This window comes from Streptomyces sp. NPDC057702, assembly GCF_042799315.1.
In the GTDB taxonomy this organism is placed as follows: domain Bacteria; phylum Actinomycetota; class Actinomycetes; order Streptomycetales; family Streptomycetaceae; genus Streptomyces.
Window position 1 is genome coordinate 33,753 of sequence record NZ_JBHVJC010000049.1, and the last position, 16,969, is coordinate 50,721.

Sequence of the window (16,969 nt, forward strand, 5' to 3'; positions counted from 1 at the left end):
TCTCCCCACGGCCCCGCGCGCGGCCTACGCGTCATCGGCCGCCGCTCCGTCATCGCCCTCGCGCCCGGTCGACTTCGGTCGGCCGGGCCGCTCGCGTTGTGGCCGGTCCCGGCCGCCGGGCCGTCGGCGCACCCACACCCGCCCCAGGCCGTCGCTGACCGCGGCGACCAGCGCGAGCGCCAGCACCACAGCCACCGCGGGCCACCACGAGGACCCCACGTCGCCTCCCTCCGGCGCCGCCCCACCGCCCCGGGGCGCCCCTGGTCGTACCGCTCAGTCGGTGCCCGCCGTGTCGCCCTCCGACGGCGGGGCGTTGCGCTCCACGATGCCCTCGACGATCCGCAGCAGTCGCTCCCCGGTCCGGTCGATGCTGCCGTTCTGCGTGCTGACCTGCGCTCCTTCGAGGACGAAGGTGATCTCGGCCGCGACCTGCTCGGGGTCGGCCATCCCGGCGGCGGCGCACAGGGCGACCAGTCGCCTGGTCTGGCGGGCCTTGTGTTCCTCGATCACCCGCCGCGCGGGGTGCGCGCGGTCGGGCAGCTCGGCGAGGGAGTTGATGAACGGGCAGCCCCGGTGCGAGACGGCCGGCAGCCCGTCGGCGATGAAGCGGGCCAGGCCCAGGATCTGCTCCCGGGGCCGGTCCGGGTGCGCGGTCTCCATCCGGTCGAAGGCCGCCTGGTAGTCGGCGGCGACGATCCGCAGCCACTCCGCGACCAGCGCGTCCTTGGTCGCGAAGTGCCGATAGATCGCCATCTTGGTGGTCTGGGCCCGCTCGGCGATCGCCTGGACACCCACCCGCCGGATTCCCTCGCTCTGGAAGAGCTCTTCCGCCGCGTCGAGGACGCGCTCGCGGGGTGGCAGTTTCGCCACCCTGTCCGGCCTTCTGGTGGTCGCAGTCATGCCTACTCCGTGACGTCCGGTCCGTGGTGGCCCCACGCCCTCCGCACGGTACCAGTCCGTCCCGGACGATACCGTTGGGTATCGTTCGAGACTCAACGGTATCGTTCATCCCTGGGAGGGACAGTGAGAAGTGCCGAGTACGTGCGCTACGACGCGGTCGGGCTCGCGGAACTGGTCGCCCGGCGCGAGGTGACCCCCGCCGAACTGGAGGCCGCCGCCCGCGAGGCCGCCGAGGCGGTCAACCCCCGGGTCAACGCCGTCGCCGAGACCTGGCCCACCGACGACAGGCCCACCCCCGGCGGCTCGCCGCTGGCCGGAGTGCCCTTTCTGATCAAGGACATCGGGGTGACGATGGCCGGCCGGCGCACCGAACTGGGCAGCCGGCTCGCCGCCGGCCACACCGCCTCCGCCGACTCCGCCCTGATGCGCCGCTTCCGCCGCGCCGGCCTCGTCACCTTCGGCCGCACCACCACCCCGGAGCTGGCCTACAGCAACACCACCGAACCCGTGCTGTACGGCGCGACCCGCAACCCGTGGGACCCGACGCGCGGCGCGGGCGGCTCCAGCGGCGGCGCGGGCGCCGCCGTCGCCGCCGGGATCGTCCCGCTCGCCCACGCCACCGACGCCGCCGGCTCGCTCCGCGTCCCCGCCGCCCACAACGGCCTCTTCGGGCTCAAGCCCACCCGGGGCCGGATCTCTTGGGGGCCCGCCGCCGACGAGGTCGTGGGCGGCCTGGCCGTCCAGGGCGCCGTCAGCCGTTCCGTACGCGACAGCGCCACCCTGCTCGACCAGGTCGGCGGCCCCGAACCGGGCGACCCCTACTTCGCGCGGGAGCCCGACCGCCCGTACGCCGAGGAGGTCGGCCGCCCGCCGGGCCCGCTGCGGATCGGCGTCCTGACCCACGCCTGGGGCGGGCACCGCACCACCGCGCCGGTGGCCGACGCGCTCGCGCGCACCGTGCGCCTGCTGGAACACCTCGACCACCGGGTGAGCGGGGTCAGCGTCGATCTGGGCGTCGACTGGGAGGAGTTCCTGCTGGCCAGCGCCCGCCAGTGGACGGCGGACCTGGCGGCCTCGATCGACGGGCTGGCCGCCGCCCTCGGCCGCCCCGTCGACGCCTCGACCCTGGAGCCGCCCGTCCTGGCCAGCTACCACTACGGACGGCGGGTCAGCGGCACCGAGTTCGTCGCCGCCCTCGCGCTCCGCAACCAGGTCGCGCGCGCCCTGGCCACGTTCTTCGACGCCTACGACGTCCTGCTCACCCCGACCCTGCCGGCGCTGCCCCCGCCGCTGGGCACCCACGCGGCGGGCGCGGAGTCGCTGGACGGCCTGGGCTGGCTGCGCCGGCTGTTCGACCTCGCGCCGTTCAGCGCGCCGTTCAACGTGGCCGGCACGCCCGCCATGTCCGTGCCGGTGGTGACCGACGCGGCGACGGGCCTGCCGGTCGGCATGCAGTTCGCCGCCGGCTACGGGCGCGAGGACCTCCTCTTCCGCCTCGCCGGCCAGCTCGAACAGGCGAGCCCGTGGGCGGACCGCACCCCCGCGATCTGGGCGGGCGAGGCCGGGGGCCGCTGACCGACGCCCCGTGGGCGCCGCCGGGCGGACACGCGGCCCACGTCCTCGAACGTACGCCCGGCGGCGGCGGAGCCGCCCGCCCGCCGCCGGGGCCGGACGTCGGCCGGCCGCGAACGGCCTCCCGCCCGCCTCGGCCAGGCCCCACGGGCCCCGGTGGCGCGGCCGGTTCGGGAGCCGTACGGACCGGCGCCGCACCGGCCCGCACCGCCCTTCGAACGCCCGCGCCCCCTTACCGGTGACATCGCCCACAACGCGCGTTGGCCGGGGAGCGACCAGCCCTTTCGCGCCTTACGCTCGGGGGCACCGCATGACCCCCCGGTCTCCGCCCCCTGGGGTCCCATGCCGAGGGCTGGGAACTCCGGCACGGCGTACCCCCAAGGAGGTTCCTGCTTCATGAAGCTCACCGTCGTCGGATGCTCGGGTTCGTTCCCCTCCGCGGAATCGGCCTGCTCGAGTTACCTCGTCGAGGCCGACGGCTACCGGCTGCTGCTCGACATGGGCAACGGTGCCCTGGGCGAGCTGCAGCGCCACTGCGGGCTGTACGACCTGGACACCGTGCTGCTCTCGCACCTGCACACCGACCACTGTGTCGACATGTGCGGCTACTTCGTGGCGCGCTACTACCGGTACGACGGCGGGCGGGCCGGCGCGATCCCCGTCTACGGACCCGAGGGCACGGAAGAGCGACTGGTCACCGCGTACGGCGACGTGCCGCACGAGAAGTGCATGGGCGAGGTCTTCGACTTCCACACGCTGACGCCCGGCACCTTCACCGTGGGCCCCTTCACCGTGCGCACCGCGCGGGTCTGTCACCCGGTCGAGGCGTACGGCTTCCGCGTCGAGTACGGCGGCCGGTCACTGGTCTACTCCGGCGACACCGGCCCCTGCGAGGCGCTGCACGACCTGGCCGACGGCTGCGACCTCTTCCTGTGCGAGGCGGCGTTCACGCACGGCAAGGAGGACATCCCCGAACTGCACCTCAACGGCCGCCAGGCCGGCGAGCACGCGGAGCGGGCCGGTGTGGGCCGGCTGCTGCTCACCCACATCCCGCCGTGGACCGACCCGCAGGTCAACCTGCGCGACGCGCAGGCCGTGTTCGAGGGCCCGGCGGAACTCGCCAAGGCGGGCGCGACGTACGAGGTGTGACCCCCGGGCGTCCACGGGGGCCGTGCCCCGTGCGCCCCGCGCCGGACGCCGCGGGGGGCGGGCGAGGGCGGCGTACGAGGGGCTGTGACGTACGGGGCGTGACGCACGGGGTGTGGGTACGCGGCATGGGGCCGGAGCGGGTGGTGGCGCGGGCCGGACACGCGGAAGGTCCCCGAACCGAGGACGGTTCGGGGACCTTCGTGCTGTGCCGGTATGGCGCGGGCCTTACGTGGTGCTCTTGCCCTCGGGTTCGCTGGCCGACGGTTCGTCGGCCGACTGGGCCGGCACCTTCGCCGCGCCCTCGGCGGCCTTGGCCGCCTTCCGCGCCTGCTTGCGCTCCGCCGCGGCGGCCTCGGCGGCGGCGTCGTCCAGGCTGTCCTCCGGCTCGCGTCCCGGGGTGGGGATGTTGAACTTGAGGATCGCGAAGCGGAAGACCGTGTAGTAGATGGCCGCGAACACCAGGCCGATCGGGATGATCAACCACGCCTTCTCGCTGTGCGAGTAGCCGAGCAGGTAGTCGAAGAGGCCACCGGAGAAGGTGAAGCCGCTGCGGATGCCGAGCGCCCAGGTCAGCGCCATGGAGACACCGGTGAGGACGGCGTGGATGCCGTACAGGACCGGGGCCAGGAACATGAAGGAGAACTCGAGCGGCTCGGTGACACCGGTGACGAACGCGGTCAGCGAGATCGAGATCATCATGCCCATCACGGCCTTGCGGCGCTCGGGGCGGGCGCAGTGCGCGATGGCCAGACCGGCGGCCGGCAGGGCGAACATCATGATCGGGAAGAAGCCGGTCATGAACATTCCGGCCGACGGGTCGTCGTGGAAGTAACGCGCGATGTCGCCGTTGTACGTGGTGCCGTCGGAGGCGGTGTAGTCACCGAACTGGAACCAGGCGAACGAGTTCAGCAGCATGTGCATGCCGACCGGGATGAGCAGTCGGTTGACCAGGCCGAAGATGCCGGAGCCGATCGAGCCGTTGCCCGAGAGCCACTCGGCGAAGTTGTTCAGACCGTCGCCGATCGGGGCCCACGCGTAGCCGAACGCCACACCGTAGAGCAGGCCCGCGAAGGACATCAGGATCGGGATGAAGCGGCGACCGCTGAAGAAGCCCAGCCAGTCGGGGAGCCGGGTGCGGTGGTACTTCTCCCACAGCACGGCGGCGGTGATGCCGACGACGATGCCGCCGAGGACACCCGGGTCCTGCGGCTTGCCGGTGACGTCACTGACGAAGCCGGTCAGCACGTTCTTGTAGACGAGGAAGCCGACGAGGGCGGCGAACGCCGTCGTACCGTCGGCCTTCTTCGCGAAGCCGATCGCGACACCCACACAGAAGAGCAGGGCGAGGTTGTCGAAGAGCGAGTTGCCGGCGTGGGCGAAGATCTCGGCGAGCTTGTTCCAGCCGAGGCCGTCCTTGCCGAAGACGTCGTCCTGACCGAGCCGGTTCAGGATGCCGGCGGCGGGCAGGGCGGCCACCGGAAGCTGAAGGCTGCGGCCGATCTTCTGCATGCCCTGGATGGCGCCTGCGCCCCGCTTTTTCGCGGGGGCCGCCTTGGCGGTGGCCGTACTCATGGGATTCCTCCTGGTGAGGCGGGCTCTCAGGGGGAATGCCCGCTTCCTGGCTTATCCACCTCAGTGGTTTAGACCATTTTTAGCACGGGCTTACCTGGAACGGAATCACCAGTTTTCAGTGGACTGGACCACCCAGAGTGACAGGTTTCCGTCCGATGCGAAGGTGCTTTGGTCAACCAGGGCGAGGCCCGCCCGAAGTGGCGCTCGACCACCCGGGACGGACGGCCGATGCGAGCGTGCTGACGTGCGAGAACGCGAGCGTGATGCGATGCGAGGCGCGGGCCGCGAGAGCTCCGCCGCCGCGCGGAGCGTACGACGTACGGGGTGTGCGGGACGTGCGGGAGACGCGGTGCGCGACCGTTGCGGGGGTGAGCGTACGGGACGCACCCGGCTCCGGTCGATGGGGGTGCGACGGTGACCGGTCATCTGACGGGGGAGGGCCCGTCGGGACGGTCCGCCCGGGCACCGAGGCGGTGCGGCGGGGCACCGGGACGGGGCGCGCGGGCAGGCCGGGCCGGGGCCCGGCCGGCGGGCGCGGCCGGGCTCGCCGCGCGGGGCGGGGTCGGGCCGGACCGGTGGGGTCGGGGCTGGACCCGTGGGGTCGGGCCGGGCCGGTGGGGGCGGGGTCGGAGCCGTGGGGGCGGGCCGGGGCCGGTGGGGGCGGGGTCGACCCCTACTTCACGTTCTCCCTCTCCAACTCCTCCGCGTCCGCCTCGCGGCCCGGCGTGGGCAGGTCGAACCGGATGATCAGGAAGCGGAAGAGGGCGTAGTACACCACCGCGAAGCACAGCCCGATCGGGATGATCAGCCACGGTTTGGTGGCCAGGCCCCAGTTGATGAGGTAGTCGATCAGGCCGGCCGAGAAGCTGAACCCGTCGTGTACGCCGAGGGCCCAGGTCACCGCCATCGACACGCCGGTGAGCAGCGCGTGCACCGCGTACAGCGCCGGCGCCACGAAGAGGAAGGAGTACTCGATCGGCTCCGTGATGCCGGTCACCAGCGAGGTCAGGCCGACCGACAGCATCATGCCGCTGACCTCCTTGCGGCGGTCGGGCCGGGCGCAGTGCGCGATGGCCAGCGCGGCGGCGGGCAGCGCGAACATCATGATCGGGAAGAAGCCGGAGGTGAAGATGCCCGCGCTGGGGTCACCGTTGAGGAAGCGGTTGATGTCGCCCTGGTAGGTCTTGCCGTCGGGCGCCGTGTAGTCCCCGTACTGGAACCAGACGAACGTGTTCAGGAACTGGTGCAGCCCCACCGTCAGCAGCGCCCGGTTGGCCACGCCGAACAGGCCCGAGCCCCACGAGCCGAGGCCGGTCAGCCAGTCGCTGAAGTTGACCAGCGCGTCCCCGACCGGCGGCCAGATCCACAGGCACAGGACCGCGAAGAGCAGCCCGCCGAACGCCATCATGATCGGTACGAGCCGTCGGCCGTTGAAGAAGCCGAGCCAGTCGACCAGCTTCGTGCGGTGGAAGCGCTGCCAGACCCGCGCGCTGAGCAGGCCGAGCACGATACCGCCGAAGACCCCCGGGTTCTGCGGCTCGCCGTCGTCGGGGAACTGGGCCAGCACGTTGTGGTAGACGAGGAAGCCGGCGACCGCGGCGAGCGCGGTCGAGCCGTCCGCCTTCTTGGCCATGCCGATCGCCACACCCACACAGAACAACAGGGGCAGCCCCAGCACCGGATCGAGCAGCGCGCCGCCCGCGCCCGCGAAGACCTTGGCCACGTCCTCCCAGCCCAGACCCTCCGAGCCGAAGACGTCCTTCTGTCCCAGCCGGTTCAGGATGCCCGCCGCGGGGAGCACGGCGATGGGCAGCTGAAGGCTGCGACCGAGCTTCTGTAGCCCCTGGAAGAAGGACGACGTCCAGGACTTCCGCGCCACCGCCGCGCCGCTCACGCTCATGACCGTCCTCCCGGCGGCAGTTGGCGCTCACCTTTGCCGCATACTGGTGTAGACCACATGTCGTCGCGACGGGGTCAGCCCGCACCGCGGCGATGATCGCCATCCTTCGCTACATAGCGGACATACGCCCGCGAAGTTGGTCTATACGTGCGTTACGGTATGAAAAACGCTCGGGCGAGACCGCCGAAGGGCCGAGAAAACAGGAGTGGACATGGCCAGCAAGGCTGAGAAGATCGTCGCCGGGCTCGGCGGCCTCGACAACATCGAAGAGGTGGAGGGCTGCATCACCCGCCTCCGCACCGAGGTCAGCGACGCTTCCCTGGTCGACGAGGCCGCCCTCAAGGCCGCCGGAGCCCACGGCGTCGTCAAGATGGGCACCGCGATCCAGGTCGTCATCGGCACCGACGCCGACCCGATCGCCGCCGAGATCGAGGACATGATGTGAGCTACGCCCCCACCGGCGTACCCCACACCCCGCCCCGCGACCGCTGACCCCACCCGCGCCCCGACACCGGCCCGGCACCCGGCCCCGCCGGCCCCCGCCCGGCGGAGCCGACCGACCGGCCGCCCGACAGCACCCACCTGTCGACGCCAACTCGCCGGCCACCAGGGCGACATGGACCACCAGCACACCCGGGCACCCACGACGGGCCTCGTACCGCACCGCACCCCACGCCGGGAGCGGCACACGGAACGAGGTCCGTCGCATTGCCGATAAGGTCGCACCATGTCTCGCATCGACGGCCGAACCCCCGAACAGCTCCGCCCCGTGACCATCGAACGCTCCTGGAGCAAGCACGCCGAGGGCTCGGTCCTCGTCTCCTTCGGAGACACCCGCGTGCTGTGCACCGCCAGCTTCACCGAGGGCGTGCCGCGCTGGCGCAAGGGCAGCGGCGAAGGCTGGGTCACCGCCGAGTACGCGATGCTGCCGCGCGCCACCAACACCCGCGGCGACCGCGAGTCCGTCCGAGGCAAGATCGGCGGACGCACCCACGAGATCTCCCGCCTCATCGGCCGCTCGCTGCGCGCCGTCATCGACTACAAGGCGCTCGGCGAGAACACCATCGTCCTGGACTGCGACGTCCTCCAGGCCGACGGTGGCACCCGCACCGCCGCCATCACCGGCGCCTACGTCGCCCTCGCCGACGCCATCGCCTGGGCCCAGGCCAAGAAGCTCGTCCGCCCCAGCCGCCAGCCCCTGACCGGCACCGTCGCCGCCGTCAGCGTCGGCATCGTGGACGGCGTCCCGCTGCTCGACCTCGCCTACGAGGAGGACGTGCGCGCCGAGACCGACATGAACGTGGTCTGCACCGGTGACGGCCGCTTCGTCGAGGTCCAGGGCACCGCCGAAGGCGAGCCCTTCGCCCGCGCCGAGCTCAACGGCCTCCTCGACCTCGCCTCCGGCGGCTGCGCCGAGCTGGCCACCATCCAGCGTGCGGCGCTCGCTGCGGCGACCGAGTAGCCGCTCCCGTACGCCCTCCCGGGTCGGGGCGAGCGGCGGTCCCCCGCCCGCTCCGACCGGCCGGCCCCCGCCGGCTCGGGCCGGAGATCGGCCCGCTGAGCAACCGTCATCATCCCCCGTGGCGTTTAGTCAGGTGTCAGGTGCGGGACCCGGACTCCCGGGCTCGTGCGTACGCGCTGGAGAGGGACCCGTTCCATGGCGAGACACCGCCGTATCACCACCGCCGCCACCGCAGTGGCGGCCGTCGCGCTCATCGTGCCGCTGACCGTGAGCTGCGACAAGGACGACGTCGACAAGGCGTGGGACTGCGCGGAGCTCGCGGTCGACATCTCCGAGTCCATCGACGACCTCCAGCAGGCCGTGCTCAAGCGCGCCGTCATGGAGGGCTCGGGCAACGAGAAGAAGTCCGACGAGGCTCTCGACGAGATCCACAAGAACGTCGACGACCTCGACAAGAAGACCGACAACGCGGACATCGAGAAGGCGCTCGACCACCTGGAGAAGGCCGTGGACAACGTTTCCACGGCCGTCAAGAACGACGAGAAGGTCGACCTGTCCCCCGTGGGTGACGCGGGCAAGGAACTCACCAACGCCTGCAAGCCGGGCTGAGGCGGGGACACGGCGCGGCTGGCGTGAACGGCGCGGTCGCGCCGGGGGACTGCTTCACGGGGCGGGGCGGGGCGGGGCGGGGCTCGCGGCTCGCGAGCCGGGGGCGGGGCGTGAGGTCGAGCCCCCCGGGGCGCGGCTCGCGGCTCGCGTGCTCGTGGGTTCGCGGTGCTTCGGGTTGCCGCTCGCGAGCTTGTGGCGCACCGGGTCGCTCGCTCGTGCCGCTCTTCAGGGTGCCTCGCGGGGTCCTGGGCTCGCGGCGTATCGGCTCGCGGGCTCGCGGCACGTCGGGGCGCCTTGCCGGGCTTCTGGGCTTGCGGCGTATCGGCTGGCGGGCTCGGGGCGCGTCGGGGCGCGGCTCGCGCTGCTTCGGAGTGCTTCGGGTCGTGGCCTGCGGGCTCGCGCCGCCCCGGGGCACGCCTTGTGGGCCTGCCCCGGGGCGTGGACTGCGGAACGCGGGTCCTGGGGGCGGACGTCCGGCCCAGGGCCTGGGGCCTGGGGGCCTCTGTGGGATGCCGTCCGTCCGGATGCCGTCCGTCCGGATGCGGTGCGAGCGGGTGCCGCGCGGTCGGGTGCCGCCCGGCGGTGGGACGCCGCCCGGTCGGGTGCCGCGAGGCCGGGACGGGACGGGTCTGCCGCGTGCGGGTCTGCCGCGTGCGCGGGGGAGGGGCCGGCAGAGGCGGTGCGCAGGTCTCGTGGGACAGACCGGATAATCGGGCCCATGAACCGCCTGATCCTCGCCACCCGCAACGCCCACAAGGTCGCCGAGCTGCACGCGATCCTGACCGCCGCCGGCCTCGACGTCGAACTCGTCGGCGCCGACGCCTACCCCGAGATCCCCGACGTCAAGGAGACCGGCGTCACCTTCGCCGAGAACGCGCTGCTCAAGGCGCACACCCTGGCCAAGGCGACCGGGCTGCCGGCCGTGGCCGACGACTCCGGGCTGTGCGTGGACGTCCTCGGCGGCGCGCCGGGTATCTTCTCCGCCCGCTGGGCCGGCCGACACGGCGACGACCAGGCCAACCTGGACCTGCTGCTGGCCCAGCTGGGCGACATCGACGCCCCCCACCGGGCCGCCCACTTCGCCTGCGCGGCGGCCCTCGCCCTCCCCGACGGCACGGAACGCGTCGTCGAGGGCCGCCTGGAGGGCACCCTGCGTCACGAGCCCGCGGGCACCGGCGGCTTCGGCTACGACCCGATCCTCCAGCCCCTCGGCGAGACCCGCACCTGCGCGGAACTGACCCCCCAGGAGAAGAACGCCATCAGCCACCGAGGCAAGGCGTTCCGCGAGCTGGCGCCGGTGGTGCGGGAGCTGGTGGGGTGAGGTGAGGAGGCCGCGGCCCGAGAGGGCACGCGGCTCGGGGAACGCCGAAGGGCCGGCCCGTCACGATGACGGGTCGGCCCTTCGAATCGAAGCTGTGCGGCCGGAGGGACTCGAACCCTCAAGGGATTTCTCCCACAGCATCCTAAGTGCTGCGCGTAGGCCAATTCCGCCACGGCCGCTAGCCGCCAGCCATGGTAGCGGGCTGGCGGCTGGATAGGCAGGCGGGTATGACGCGGCTGGTCAGCGTGCGTCTGCGGCGTCCGGGGCACCCCGTCGGTTGCGACACCAGGTGTCGGTGGTGGCGTGGCAGTTCGGGCAGAGGTAGCGCAGGTTCTCCGGGCGGTTGTCGCGCCAGTCGCCGCTGACGTGGTCGATGTGCAGGGTGATGGATGCGCCGCGCCACTCGCCCTCGTTGCCGCAGAAGGCGCACCGTGCCGGGACCCCCAGGGCTTCCAGGGCCCGATGCAGTCGTGCCCGGTTGACGCGGGGCGCGTCGGCCGGCCGCACCCGGAGTACGTCGGTGGCCCCGGCGGTCGGGCGGGGCCGCGTGCCCGCGCGGCGGGAGGCACGGGTGAAGTGTGAGGTGTCCAGACCGAGTTGGGCCGACCAGCGCTGTACGCGGCGGGTGCTGGCGTCGTTCGGGGCCAGGCCGAGGGCCCGTACGACGGCGGCGTAGCTCGTCGAGTGGGCCACCGCCTCGGTGAGCCGTTGGTCGGGTCGGGGCATCCGCGTGGGGCGGAAATGCGCCACGTCGATGTCCCAGCGGACCAGAAGGCGGCGGAGGGCGGCGCGGGACCGTCCGTCGTCGGGCCAGCCGAGCGCCCGCGCCAGTGCGCGCACACTGCTGACACCGGTCGCCGCCCGGGCGAGTGAGGCCCGGTCACACGGCAGGTCGGGCCCGTGACGGGCCATGGCCGGGAAGTGGCTGATGTCGATGCCGGCTGCGTCGATACGTCTCCGCAGATGGGACAGGGTGCCTGGCGCCGGGCGCGCCCCCAGCTCGCAGGCCACCTCGTGCAACGCCGTGGACGAGGCGACGGCCTGGGTGATCGCCTCGTCGGAGTAGGTGTGCCGGGCCCGAGGGGCGGTGAGATGGCGGGCGTCGATGCCGTGCGCGGCGACCTGTCGTTGCAGGGATCGACGCCGCCCGCCACTGGGCCTTACGCCCAGCCGTCGCATCACATCGGCCCACGAGGCGCCGCCCGCCACGGCGGCGGCCAGCGCCTCGATCCCCACCGCGCCGTCCGACCTCGCCGACGCCCCCTCCCCGTACCGAGCCCCCATCGTGCGACCCCTTCGCTGCGCTCGTCCCGTTGGTCCTGGCGTGGCGGGCGGGACGGCCGGTGGTGTGGGGTACTCCCGGGGCGTCGCGGCTCGCCGTGCCAGGGGTACGGCCACGTGTCGCGGCCTCGAACTGGTTAACGAGTGGGTGGGGGGTGGGTTACGCCGGACGCGCCGCGTGGTTCGGGGTGTCGGCCTCGCGTGCGGTGGCCGGATGTGGGCGGCGTGTGCCGTGTGACGCCGGGCCGCCGCCCGGCTCCCGGGTGGGGGCGGGCGGCGGCGCGGGGGTCAGAGGTCCAGGTCCCGGATGAGCTTGGCCACGTGGCCGGTGGCCTTCACGTTGTAGAGCGCGCGCTCGACGTTGCCCTGTTCGTCGACGATGACCGTGGAGCGGATGACGCCGGTGACGGTCTTGCCGTAGAGCTTCTTCTCGCCGTACGCGCCGTATGCCTCCAGGACGGTCTTGTCCGGGTCGCCGACGAGCGTGACCTTCAGTTCTTCCTTGTCGCGGAACTTGGCCAGCTTCTCCGGCTTGTCGGGGGAGACGCCGATGACGTCGTAGCCGTGGCCGGCCAGGAGGTCGAGGTTGTCGGTGAAGTCGCACGCCTGCTTGGTGCAGCCGGGGGTGAGGGCGGCGGGGTAGAAGTAGACGATGACCTTGCGGCCCGCGTGGTCGGCGAGTGACACCTGCTTGCCGTCCGCGTCGGGGAGGGTGAAGGCCGGGGCGGGGTCGCCGGGTCGCAGTCGCTCGCTCATTGCTCTCCTTAAGAGGTGGTTCCGCTGCCCCCGACCCTAGCCAGATCCACGATGGGGGATTCCGTGGGGCATGAATCCGGCCGACCTGACAGACTGTCCACCACGACCATCGAGAATTGACGGAGGCAGCGAGGTGTCGGAAGCCAGGACCCCTGCGCAGATCGAGGCTGATATTGCTCGCAGGCGGCAAGCGCTCGCTGTGACGCTCGATGAGATCGGCATCCGGGTGCACCCGAAGACGATCATCGGCGATGCCAAGGCGAAGGTGGCGGGAGCCGTGGACCGTACGGCCGGGCAGGCGTACGTGGCGGCCAACCGCGCGGTCTCCGACCTGCGGGCCCAGTTCGTGTCCGAGGACGGGGCGCCCCGGATGGAGCGGATCGTGCCGGTCGCGCTGGTGGCGGTGGCCGTGGTCGGTCTGCTGACCGTCTCGCGGCGCGACCGGGACTGACCCCACCCCCGGTGTGCCCCGCTCCGGCCGGCGGGGTCCGGCGCGTGGCGCGCGGCTGTCACGCCGGTGACGTACGGCCGACCCGTCGGCGTGCGAGGGCGTCCGGGGCAGGTACCTTCATGGCGTGAGTGCCAAGACGTCCCACGACAAGCTGCCCATCCGGATGTTGCATGACCGGGTGCTGGTGCGTACCGACATCCCGGAGGGCGAGCGCCGCTCCAGCGGCGGCATCGTCATTCCGGCCACCGCGGCCGTCGGCCGGCGCCTGGCCTGGGCCGAGGTGGTCGCGGTCGGTCAGAACGTGCGGACCGTGGAGCCCGGTGACCGGGTGCTGTACGACCCGGAGGACCGGGCCGAGGTGGAGGTGCGCGGCGTCGCGTACGTCCTGATGCGCGAGCGCGATCTGCACGCGGTGGCCGCCGAGCGGCTGGAGGGCTCGGAGGACTCCACAGGTCTGTACCTGTAGCGACAGGCGCGCCGGCCACGGGGTGCCTCGTTCCGCTGGGCGCGAGGCACCCTGTGGCCGGCGTGGTGTTTTCCGTCCGCGTGCCGGACCCGGGTGCGCGCGGTGCGGCGACCACGGTCCTGGCCCCCTCGTCTGGCCGACGCGCGTGGTGTGGGTCGCGCGCCGCGTCCGGGGCCTCGCGTCACCGGGTCCTTGGGCCCGGGTCCTTCGTCCCGGGCCGTGTGCGGTGCCGGCCGCCCGGGCGGTGTGGTGGTCCGCGTCACGGCTCGGCGCGGGCCGGCTTGCTAGGGTCGGAGGCATCCCGACGAGACGCGCCGTACCGGGTTAAGCAAAGACGACGCACCCCCTGTTGAAGCACGTGTTCACGGAGGTGCCGTCATGGCGTGGGTGCTGTTGATAGTCGCCGGCCTGTTGGAGGTCGGCTGGTCGATCGGGATGAAGTACACCGAGGGGTTCACGCGGCTGTGGCCGAGCGTGTTCACCGGGGTCGGGATCGTCACGAGCATGGTGTTGCTGGCGCAGGCCGCCAAGACGCTGCCGATCGGTACGGCGTACGGGGTGTGGGTCGGCATCGGTGCGGCCGGCGCCGCGGTGTTGGGCATGGTGGTGCTGAACGAGCCCGCCACCGCCGCCCGGATCTTCTTCGTGGTGCTGTTGCTGGTGGCGGTCGTCGGCCTCAAGGCCACCTCGGGTCACTGACCGCGCGCTCCGTCAGTCCCGTCCCCGTCCAGTTCCGCCAGCCCCGTCCCCGTCCGCCCGAGCCGTCCCCGTCCGCCCGAGCCGTCCGGTCTCCGGCGCGGTGCCTGGACGCGACACAGCCGCCCCCGGTTCGCGGGGGCGGCTGTCGTGTGGTGCGCCGCTGTCGGCCGTACGGGGCGGGGTCAGGCGCCGCCGCCCGGGGTGGTGCCGAGGTCGGGCGTGGTGTCGCCCGGGGTTCCGCCGGGTGTGCCGCCGGGGTCACCCGTGCCGCCCGGGTCACCTGTTCCGCCCGGGTCGCCGGTGCCGCCGGGTTCGCCGTTCGCGCCGCCCGGGGTGCCGCTCCCGGGTCCGCCGCCGGCGCCGCCCGGCCCGCCTATCGGGCCGCCCGGGTCCCCGGTGGCGCCGCCGGACGGGAAGTCGGTCGGCTTGTCGGTCGGCAGGGTGATGTCGGGCGTCGTGGGAGGCACGTCCTCGGACGGGGTGTCGGTCGGCGTGGTGGGCTCCTCCGACTCCGAGGGAGTGGTCTCCTCCTCCGGGGTGGTGGTGGTGTCGCTCGGGGTCTCCTCGGGGTTGTCCGAGGGCAGCGTCGGGGTGTCGGCGCCCTCTTCCAGCTTCAGGTCGAACTCGGCCGGCTTCTTGCCCTTCAGCGCCTTGCGCGTGTAGTCGGCCCAGATCTCGGCGGGGTAGCCGCCGCCGTTGATGCGGGGCAGCCCGGTCGCGCCGTACAGCGGCTTCTGGGCGCCGGTGTTGGAGTCCTGGCCCATCACCGCGACGACGGTGGCGAGGTCGGGGGTGAAGCCGGCGAACCAGGCGGCCTTGTCCTCCTCGGCGGTGCCGGTCTTGCCGGCCGCCGGGCGGCCCGCGGCCAGCGCCTTGGTACCGGTGCCGCCCTCGACCACGCTGCGCAGGATGGAGGTCGTGGTGTCGGCGGCGTCGCGCGCGACGGCCTGCTCGGGCGTGCTGTCCGGCAGGTTGACCTTGCCGCCGTCCTTGGTGATCTCCACGACGAGGCTGTACGGGGCGTGCTTGCCGTGGTTGGCGAGCGTGGCGTACGCCCCCGTCATGTCGAGCACGCTGGCGGTGGCGGGGCCGAGCGCGATGGAGGGGCTCGCGGTCAGGTCCGGGGTCTTCTCGGGGACGCCGAGCTTGACGGCGGTGTCCTTGACCTTGTCCGGGCCGACGTCCTGGGCCATCTGCGCGTAGACGGAGTTGACGGACTTGTCGGTGGCTCCGGTGACGTTGATCTGGCCGTAGTCGACGTCGTCCTCGTTGGCCGGCGAGTAGTTGGTGCCGCCGTCGGCGCTCATGACCTCGCGCTTGTTGCTGCCGTCGTAGACGGTGTCGGGGGTGATGCGCTGGCCGCTCTGGGTGACCGAGTCGTTCTCGACGGCCGAGGTGAAGACGAACGGCTTGAACGTGGAACCCACCTGGTAGTCGCGGCGGGTGGCGTTGTTGACGTACTGCTTGGTGTAGTCGATGCCACCGTAGAGGGCGACCACCCGGCCGTTGGACGGGTCGATGGAGGCGCCGCCGGCGCGGACGTACTTGTCCACCTTGTTCGCCTTGCTGAGCTTGCTCATCAGGCGTTCGTCGACCGACTCGACGAAGGCGTCCTGCTTCTTGCGGTCGATGGTGGTGGTGATGCGGTAGCCGCCGGCCGCCAGGTCCTTCTCGTCGATGATGTCGTTGTCGGTGATGTAGTTCTTGACGGCCTCGACGAGGTAGCCGCGCTGCCCGGACATGCTGGACGTGGGCTTGGCGGGGTCGGGCATGGGGAACTTCATGCCCGCGCGCTCGGACTTGTCGAGCCAGCCCTTCTCCACCATGCCGTCGAGCACGTAGTTCCAACGGGCCAGCGCGCGCCCCTTGTTGTCGGGGTGCACGACCACGTCGTACGCGCTGGGCGCGTTGAGCAGGGTGGCCAGGTAGGCGCTCTCGCCGGTGTTCAGCTCGTCGGAGTCCTTGCCGTAGTACGCCTGCGCGGCGGACTGGATGCCGTACGCGTTGCGCCCGAAGTAGCTGGTGTTGAGGTAGCCCTCCAGGATGTCGTTCTTGCTCACCTCGCGATCGAGTTTGATCGCGATGAAGAACTCCTTGGCCTTACGGGTGACGGTCTGTTCCTGGTCCAGGTAGTAGTTCTTCACGTACTGCTGGGTGATGGTGGAGCCGGACTGCTTGCCCTTGCCGGTCACGGTGTTCCAGGCGGCGCGGACCATCGCGGCGGGGTTGACCGCCGACTCCGAGTGGAAGTTGCGGTCCTCGGCGGCCAGTACGGCGTTCTGGGTGTGCTTGGGCACGCTGCTCAGCGGCACGTTCTCGCGGTTGACGGTGCCCTCGCGGGCGAGTTGTGAGCCGTCGGAGTACAGGTAGACGTTGCTCTGCGCGAGCGCGGCCTTGTTGGCGGCCGGGATGTCCACCAGCAGGTAGCCGGTGACCAGCGTGCCGCCGATCAGGACGAGCAGCAGCAGGAACGCGCCGAGCACCATGCGCCAGGTGGGGACCAGGCGGCGCAGGCCGGTGCGCTTGGGGCGCTGCTTCTTGCCCTTCTTCCCCTTCTTGCCGGCTCCCTCGGGGCGCTCGGGCCAGCCGTCCGCGGGGCTGCCGCCGGTGCCGGTGGGCGGCTCGTCGCCGCCCGCGCCGCCGCCCGCACCACTTGGGCCGGCGCCCCCCTTGCCGCCCGCGGCCTTGCCGCCGGACGGTCCGGCGGGTCCGCCGGCACCACCAGCGGACGCACCACCGCCGGACGCACCACCGCCGGACGCGGCCGCGCCGGACGCGCCCGCGCCGCCGCTGGCGGCCATCGCCGCGGCCGCCGCCGCGCCGCCTAGAGC

At 72.5% G+C, this 16,969-nt stretch carries 15 protein-coding genes, 1 tRNA gene, 1 pseudogene and 1 riboswitch; of the genes and pseudogenes, 9 read left to right on the top strand and 8 right to left on the bottom strand.

Translation table 11 applies throughout. From position 1 onward, the window contains the following. Positions 1–24: 24 nt before the first annotated feature. Complete coding sequence (locus ACFVFR_RS28900) at positions 25–195, bottom strand: hypothetical protein (RefSeq protein ID WP_383706998.1); 171 nt, start codon at positions 193–195, stop codon at positions 25–27. 78 nt (positions 196–273) lie between these two features. Beyond that, positions 274–900: a TetR/AcrR family transcriptional regulator gene (locus ACFVFR_RS28905; RefSeq protein WP_383707000.1), complete on the bottom strand. Its 627-nt coding sequence runs from the start codon at positions 898–900 to the stop codon at positions 274–276. 123 nt (positions 901–1,023) lie between these two features. On the opposite strand from ACFVFR_RS28905, the gene ACFVFR_RS28910 reads away from it, so the two are divergent. Next, complete coding sequence (locus tag ACFVFR_RS28910) at positions 1,024–2,475, top strand: amidase (RefSeq protein ID WP_383707002.1); 1,452 nt, start codon at positions 1,024–1,026, stop codon at positions 2,473–2,475. Between the two features lie 393 nt (positions 2,476–2,868). After that, complete coding sequence (locus ACFVFR_RS28915) at positions 2,869–3,621, top strand: MBL fold metallo-hydrolase (RefSeq protein ID WP_383707004.1); 753 nt, start codon at positions 2,869–2,871, stop codon at positions 3,619–3,621. 225 nt (positions 3,622–3,846) lie between these two features. On the opposite strand, the gene ACFVFR_RS28920 is transcribed toward ACFVFR_RS28915, so the two are convergent. Both ACFVFR_RS28920 and ACFVFR_RS28925 read right to left on the bottom strand, forming a co-directional pair. After that, positions 3,847–5,193, bottom strand: coding sequence for a PTS transporter subunit EIIC (locus tag ACFVFR_RS28920; RefSeq protein WP_383707006.1), 1,347 nt, complete (start codon positions 5,191–5,193; stop codon positions 3,847–3,849). A 673-nt stretch (positions 5,194–5,866) separates the two neighbouring features. Beyond that, positions 5,867–7,093 (bottom strand): PTS transporter subunit EIIC, encoded by a 1,227-nt coding sequence (locus ACFVFR_RS28925; protein ID WP_383707008.1) that lies wholly within the window; start codon positions 7,091–7,093, stop codon positions 5,867–5,869. 202 nt (positions 7,094–7,295) lie between these two features. On the opposite strand from ACFVFR_RS28925, the pseudogene ACFVFR_RS28930 reads away from it, so the two are divergent. From ACFVFR_RS28930 to rdgB, 4 genes and pseudogenes are all read left to right on the top strand, one after another. Then, positions 7,296–7,538: pseudogene (locus ACFVFR_RS28930) on the top strand (glucose PTS transporter subunit EIIB); the annotation flags it as partial. Positions 7,539–7,820: 282 nt separating this feature from the next. Then, positions 7,821–8,555, top strand: coding sequence for a ribonuclease PH (gene rph, locus ACFVFR_RS28935; RefSeq protein WP_383707010.1), 735 nt, complete (start codon positions 7,821–7,823; stop codon positions 8,553–8,555). 195 nt (positions 8,556–8,750) lie between these two features. Beyond that, a complete protein-coding gene (locus ACFVFR_RS28940) occupies positions 8,751–9,164 on the top strand; it encodes a hypothetical protein (protein WP_383707012.1) in 414 nt (137 codons plus the stop codon). Positions 9,165–9,882: 718 nt separating this feature from the next. Continuing rightward, entirely contained in the window at positions 9,883–10,485 is a 603-nt protein-coding gene (rdgB, locus tag ACFVFR_RS28945) for an RdgB/HAM1 family non-canonical purine NTP pyrophosphatase (RefSeq protein ID WP_383707014.1), read from the top strand. A gap of 95 nt (positions 10,486–10,580) precedes the next feature. Here rdgB and ACFVFR_RS28950 read toward each other — a convergent pair. The 3 genes from ACFVFR_RS28950 to bcp form a co-directional block, all read right to left on the bottom strand. Next, positions 10,581–10,664, bottom strand: a tRNA-Leu gene (locus tag ACFVFR_RS28950). Positions 10,665–10,725: 61 nt separating this feature from the next. Further along, positions 10,726–11,769: an HNH endonuclease gene (locus ACFVFR_RS28955; protein ID WP_383707016.1), complete on the bottom strand. Its 1,044-nt coding sequence runs from the start codon at positions 11,767–11,769 to the stop codon at positions 10,726–10,728. A gap of 285 nt (positions 11,770–12,054) precedes the next feature. Beyond that, positions 12,055–12,522 carry a thioredoxin-dependent thiol peroxidase gene (bcp, locus tag ACFVFR_RS28960; RefSeq protein WP_383707018.1) on the bottom strand — a complete coding sequence of 156 codons (468 nt, stop codon included), beginning with the start codon at positions 12,520–12,522 and terminating at the stop codon, positions 12,055–12,057. 133 nt (positions 12,523–12,655) lie between these two features. Between bcp and ACFVFR_RS28965 the strand changes: the two genes are divergently transcribed. The 3 genes from ACFVFR_RS28965 to ACFVFR_RS28975 all read left to right on the top strand — a co-directional run bounded on the left by ACFVFR_RS28965 (position 12,656) and on the right by ACFVFR_RS28975 (position 14,138). Beyond that, positions 12,656–12,973 (top strand): DUF3618 domain-containing protein, encoded by a 318-nt coding sequence (locus ACFVFR_RS28965; protein ID WP_383707020.1) that lies wholly within the window; start codon positions 12,656–12,658, stop codon positions 12,971–12,973. Positions 12,974–13,136: 163 nt separating this feature from the next. Further along, positions 13,137–13,439, top strand: coding sequence for a co-chaperone GroES (locus ACFVFR_RS28970; RefSeq protein ID WP_055473105.1), 303 nt, complete (start codon positions 13,137–13,139; stop codon positions 13,437–13,439). Between the two features lie 278 nt (positions 13,440–13,717). Then, a riboswitch (guanidine-III (ykkC-III) riboswitch) is annotated at positions 13,718–13,783 on the top strand. A 34-nt stretch (positions 13,784–13,817) separates the two neighbouring features. Next, entirely contained in the window at positions 13,818–14,138 is a 321-nt protein-coding gene (locus ACFVFR_RS28975) for a DMT family transporter (RefSeq protein ID WP_383707022.1), read from the top strand. Positions 14,139–14,320: 182 nt separating this feature from the next. Here the strand turns inward: ACFVFR_RS28975 and ACFVFR_RS28980 are convergent, their stop codons facing one another. Beyond that, complete coding sequence (locus ACFVFR_RS28980) at positions 14,321–16,939, bottom strand: transglycosylase domain-containing protein (protein ID WP_383707028.1); 2,619 nt, start codon at positions 16,937–16,939, stop codon at positions 14,321–14,323. Positions 16,940–16,969 lie beyond the last annotated feature (30 nt).

Coding starts and splice junctions, on each gene's coding strand:
- ACFVFR_RS28970 (WP_055473105.1), top strand. CDS start 13,137: ATGTTGCATGACCGGGTGCTGGTGCGTACCGACATCCCGGAGGGCGAG.
- ACFVFR_RS28920 (WP_383707006.1), bottom strand. CDS start 5,193: ATGAGTACGGCCACCGCCAAGGCGGCCCCCGCGAAAAAGCGGGGCGCA.
- ACFVFR_RS28905 (WP_383707000.1), bottom strand. CDS start 900: ATGACTGCGACCACCAGAAGGCCGGACAGGGTGGCGAAACTGCCACCC.
- ACFVFR_RS28980 (WP_383707028.1), bottom strand. CDS start 16,939: ATGGCCGCCAGCGGCGGCGCGGGCGCGTCCGGCGCGGCCGCGTCCGGC.
- bcp (WP_383707018.1), bottom strand. CDS start 12,522: ATGAGCGAGCGACTGCGACCCGGCGACCCCGCCCCGGCCTTCACCCTC.
- ACFVFR_RS28955 (WP_383707016.1), bottom strand. CDS start 11,769: ATGGGGGCTCGGTACGGGGAGGGGGCGTCGGCGAGGTCGGACGGCGCG.
- ACFVFR_RS28940 (WP_383707012.1), top strand. CDS start 8,751: ATGGCGAGACACCGCCGTATCACCACCGCCGCCACCGCAGTGGCGGCC.
- ACFVFR_RS28925 (WP_383707008.1), bottom strand. CDS start 7,093: ATGAGCGTGAGCGGCGCGGCGGTGGCGCGGAAGTCCTGGACGTCGTCC.
- ACFVFR_RS28915 (WP_383707004.1), top strand. CDS start 2,869: ATGAAGCTCACCGTCGTCGGATGCTCGGGTTCGTTCCCCTCCGCGGAA.
- ACFVFR_RS28975 (WP_383707022.1), top strand. CDS start 13,818: ATGGCGTGGGTGCTGTTGATAGTCGCCGGCCTGTTGGAGGTCGGCTGG.
- rph (WP_383707010.1), top strand. CDS start 7,821: ATGTCTCGCATCGACGGCCGAACCCCCGAACAGCTCCGCCCCGTGACC.
- rdgB (WP_383707014.1), top strand. CDS start 9,883: ATGAACCGCCTGATCCTCGCCACCCGCAACGCCCACAAGGTCGCCGAG.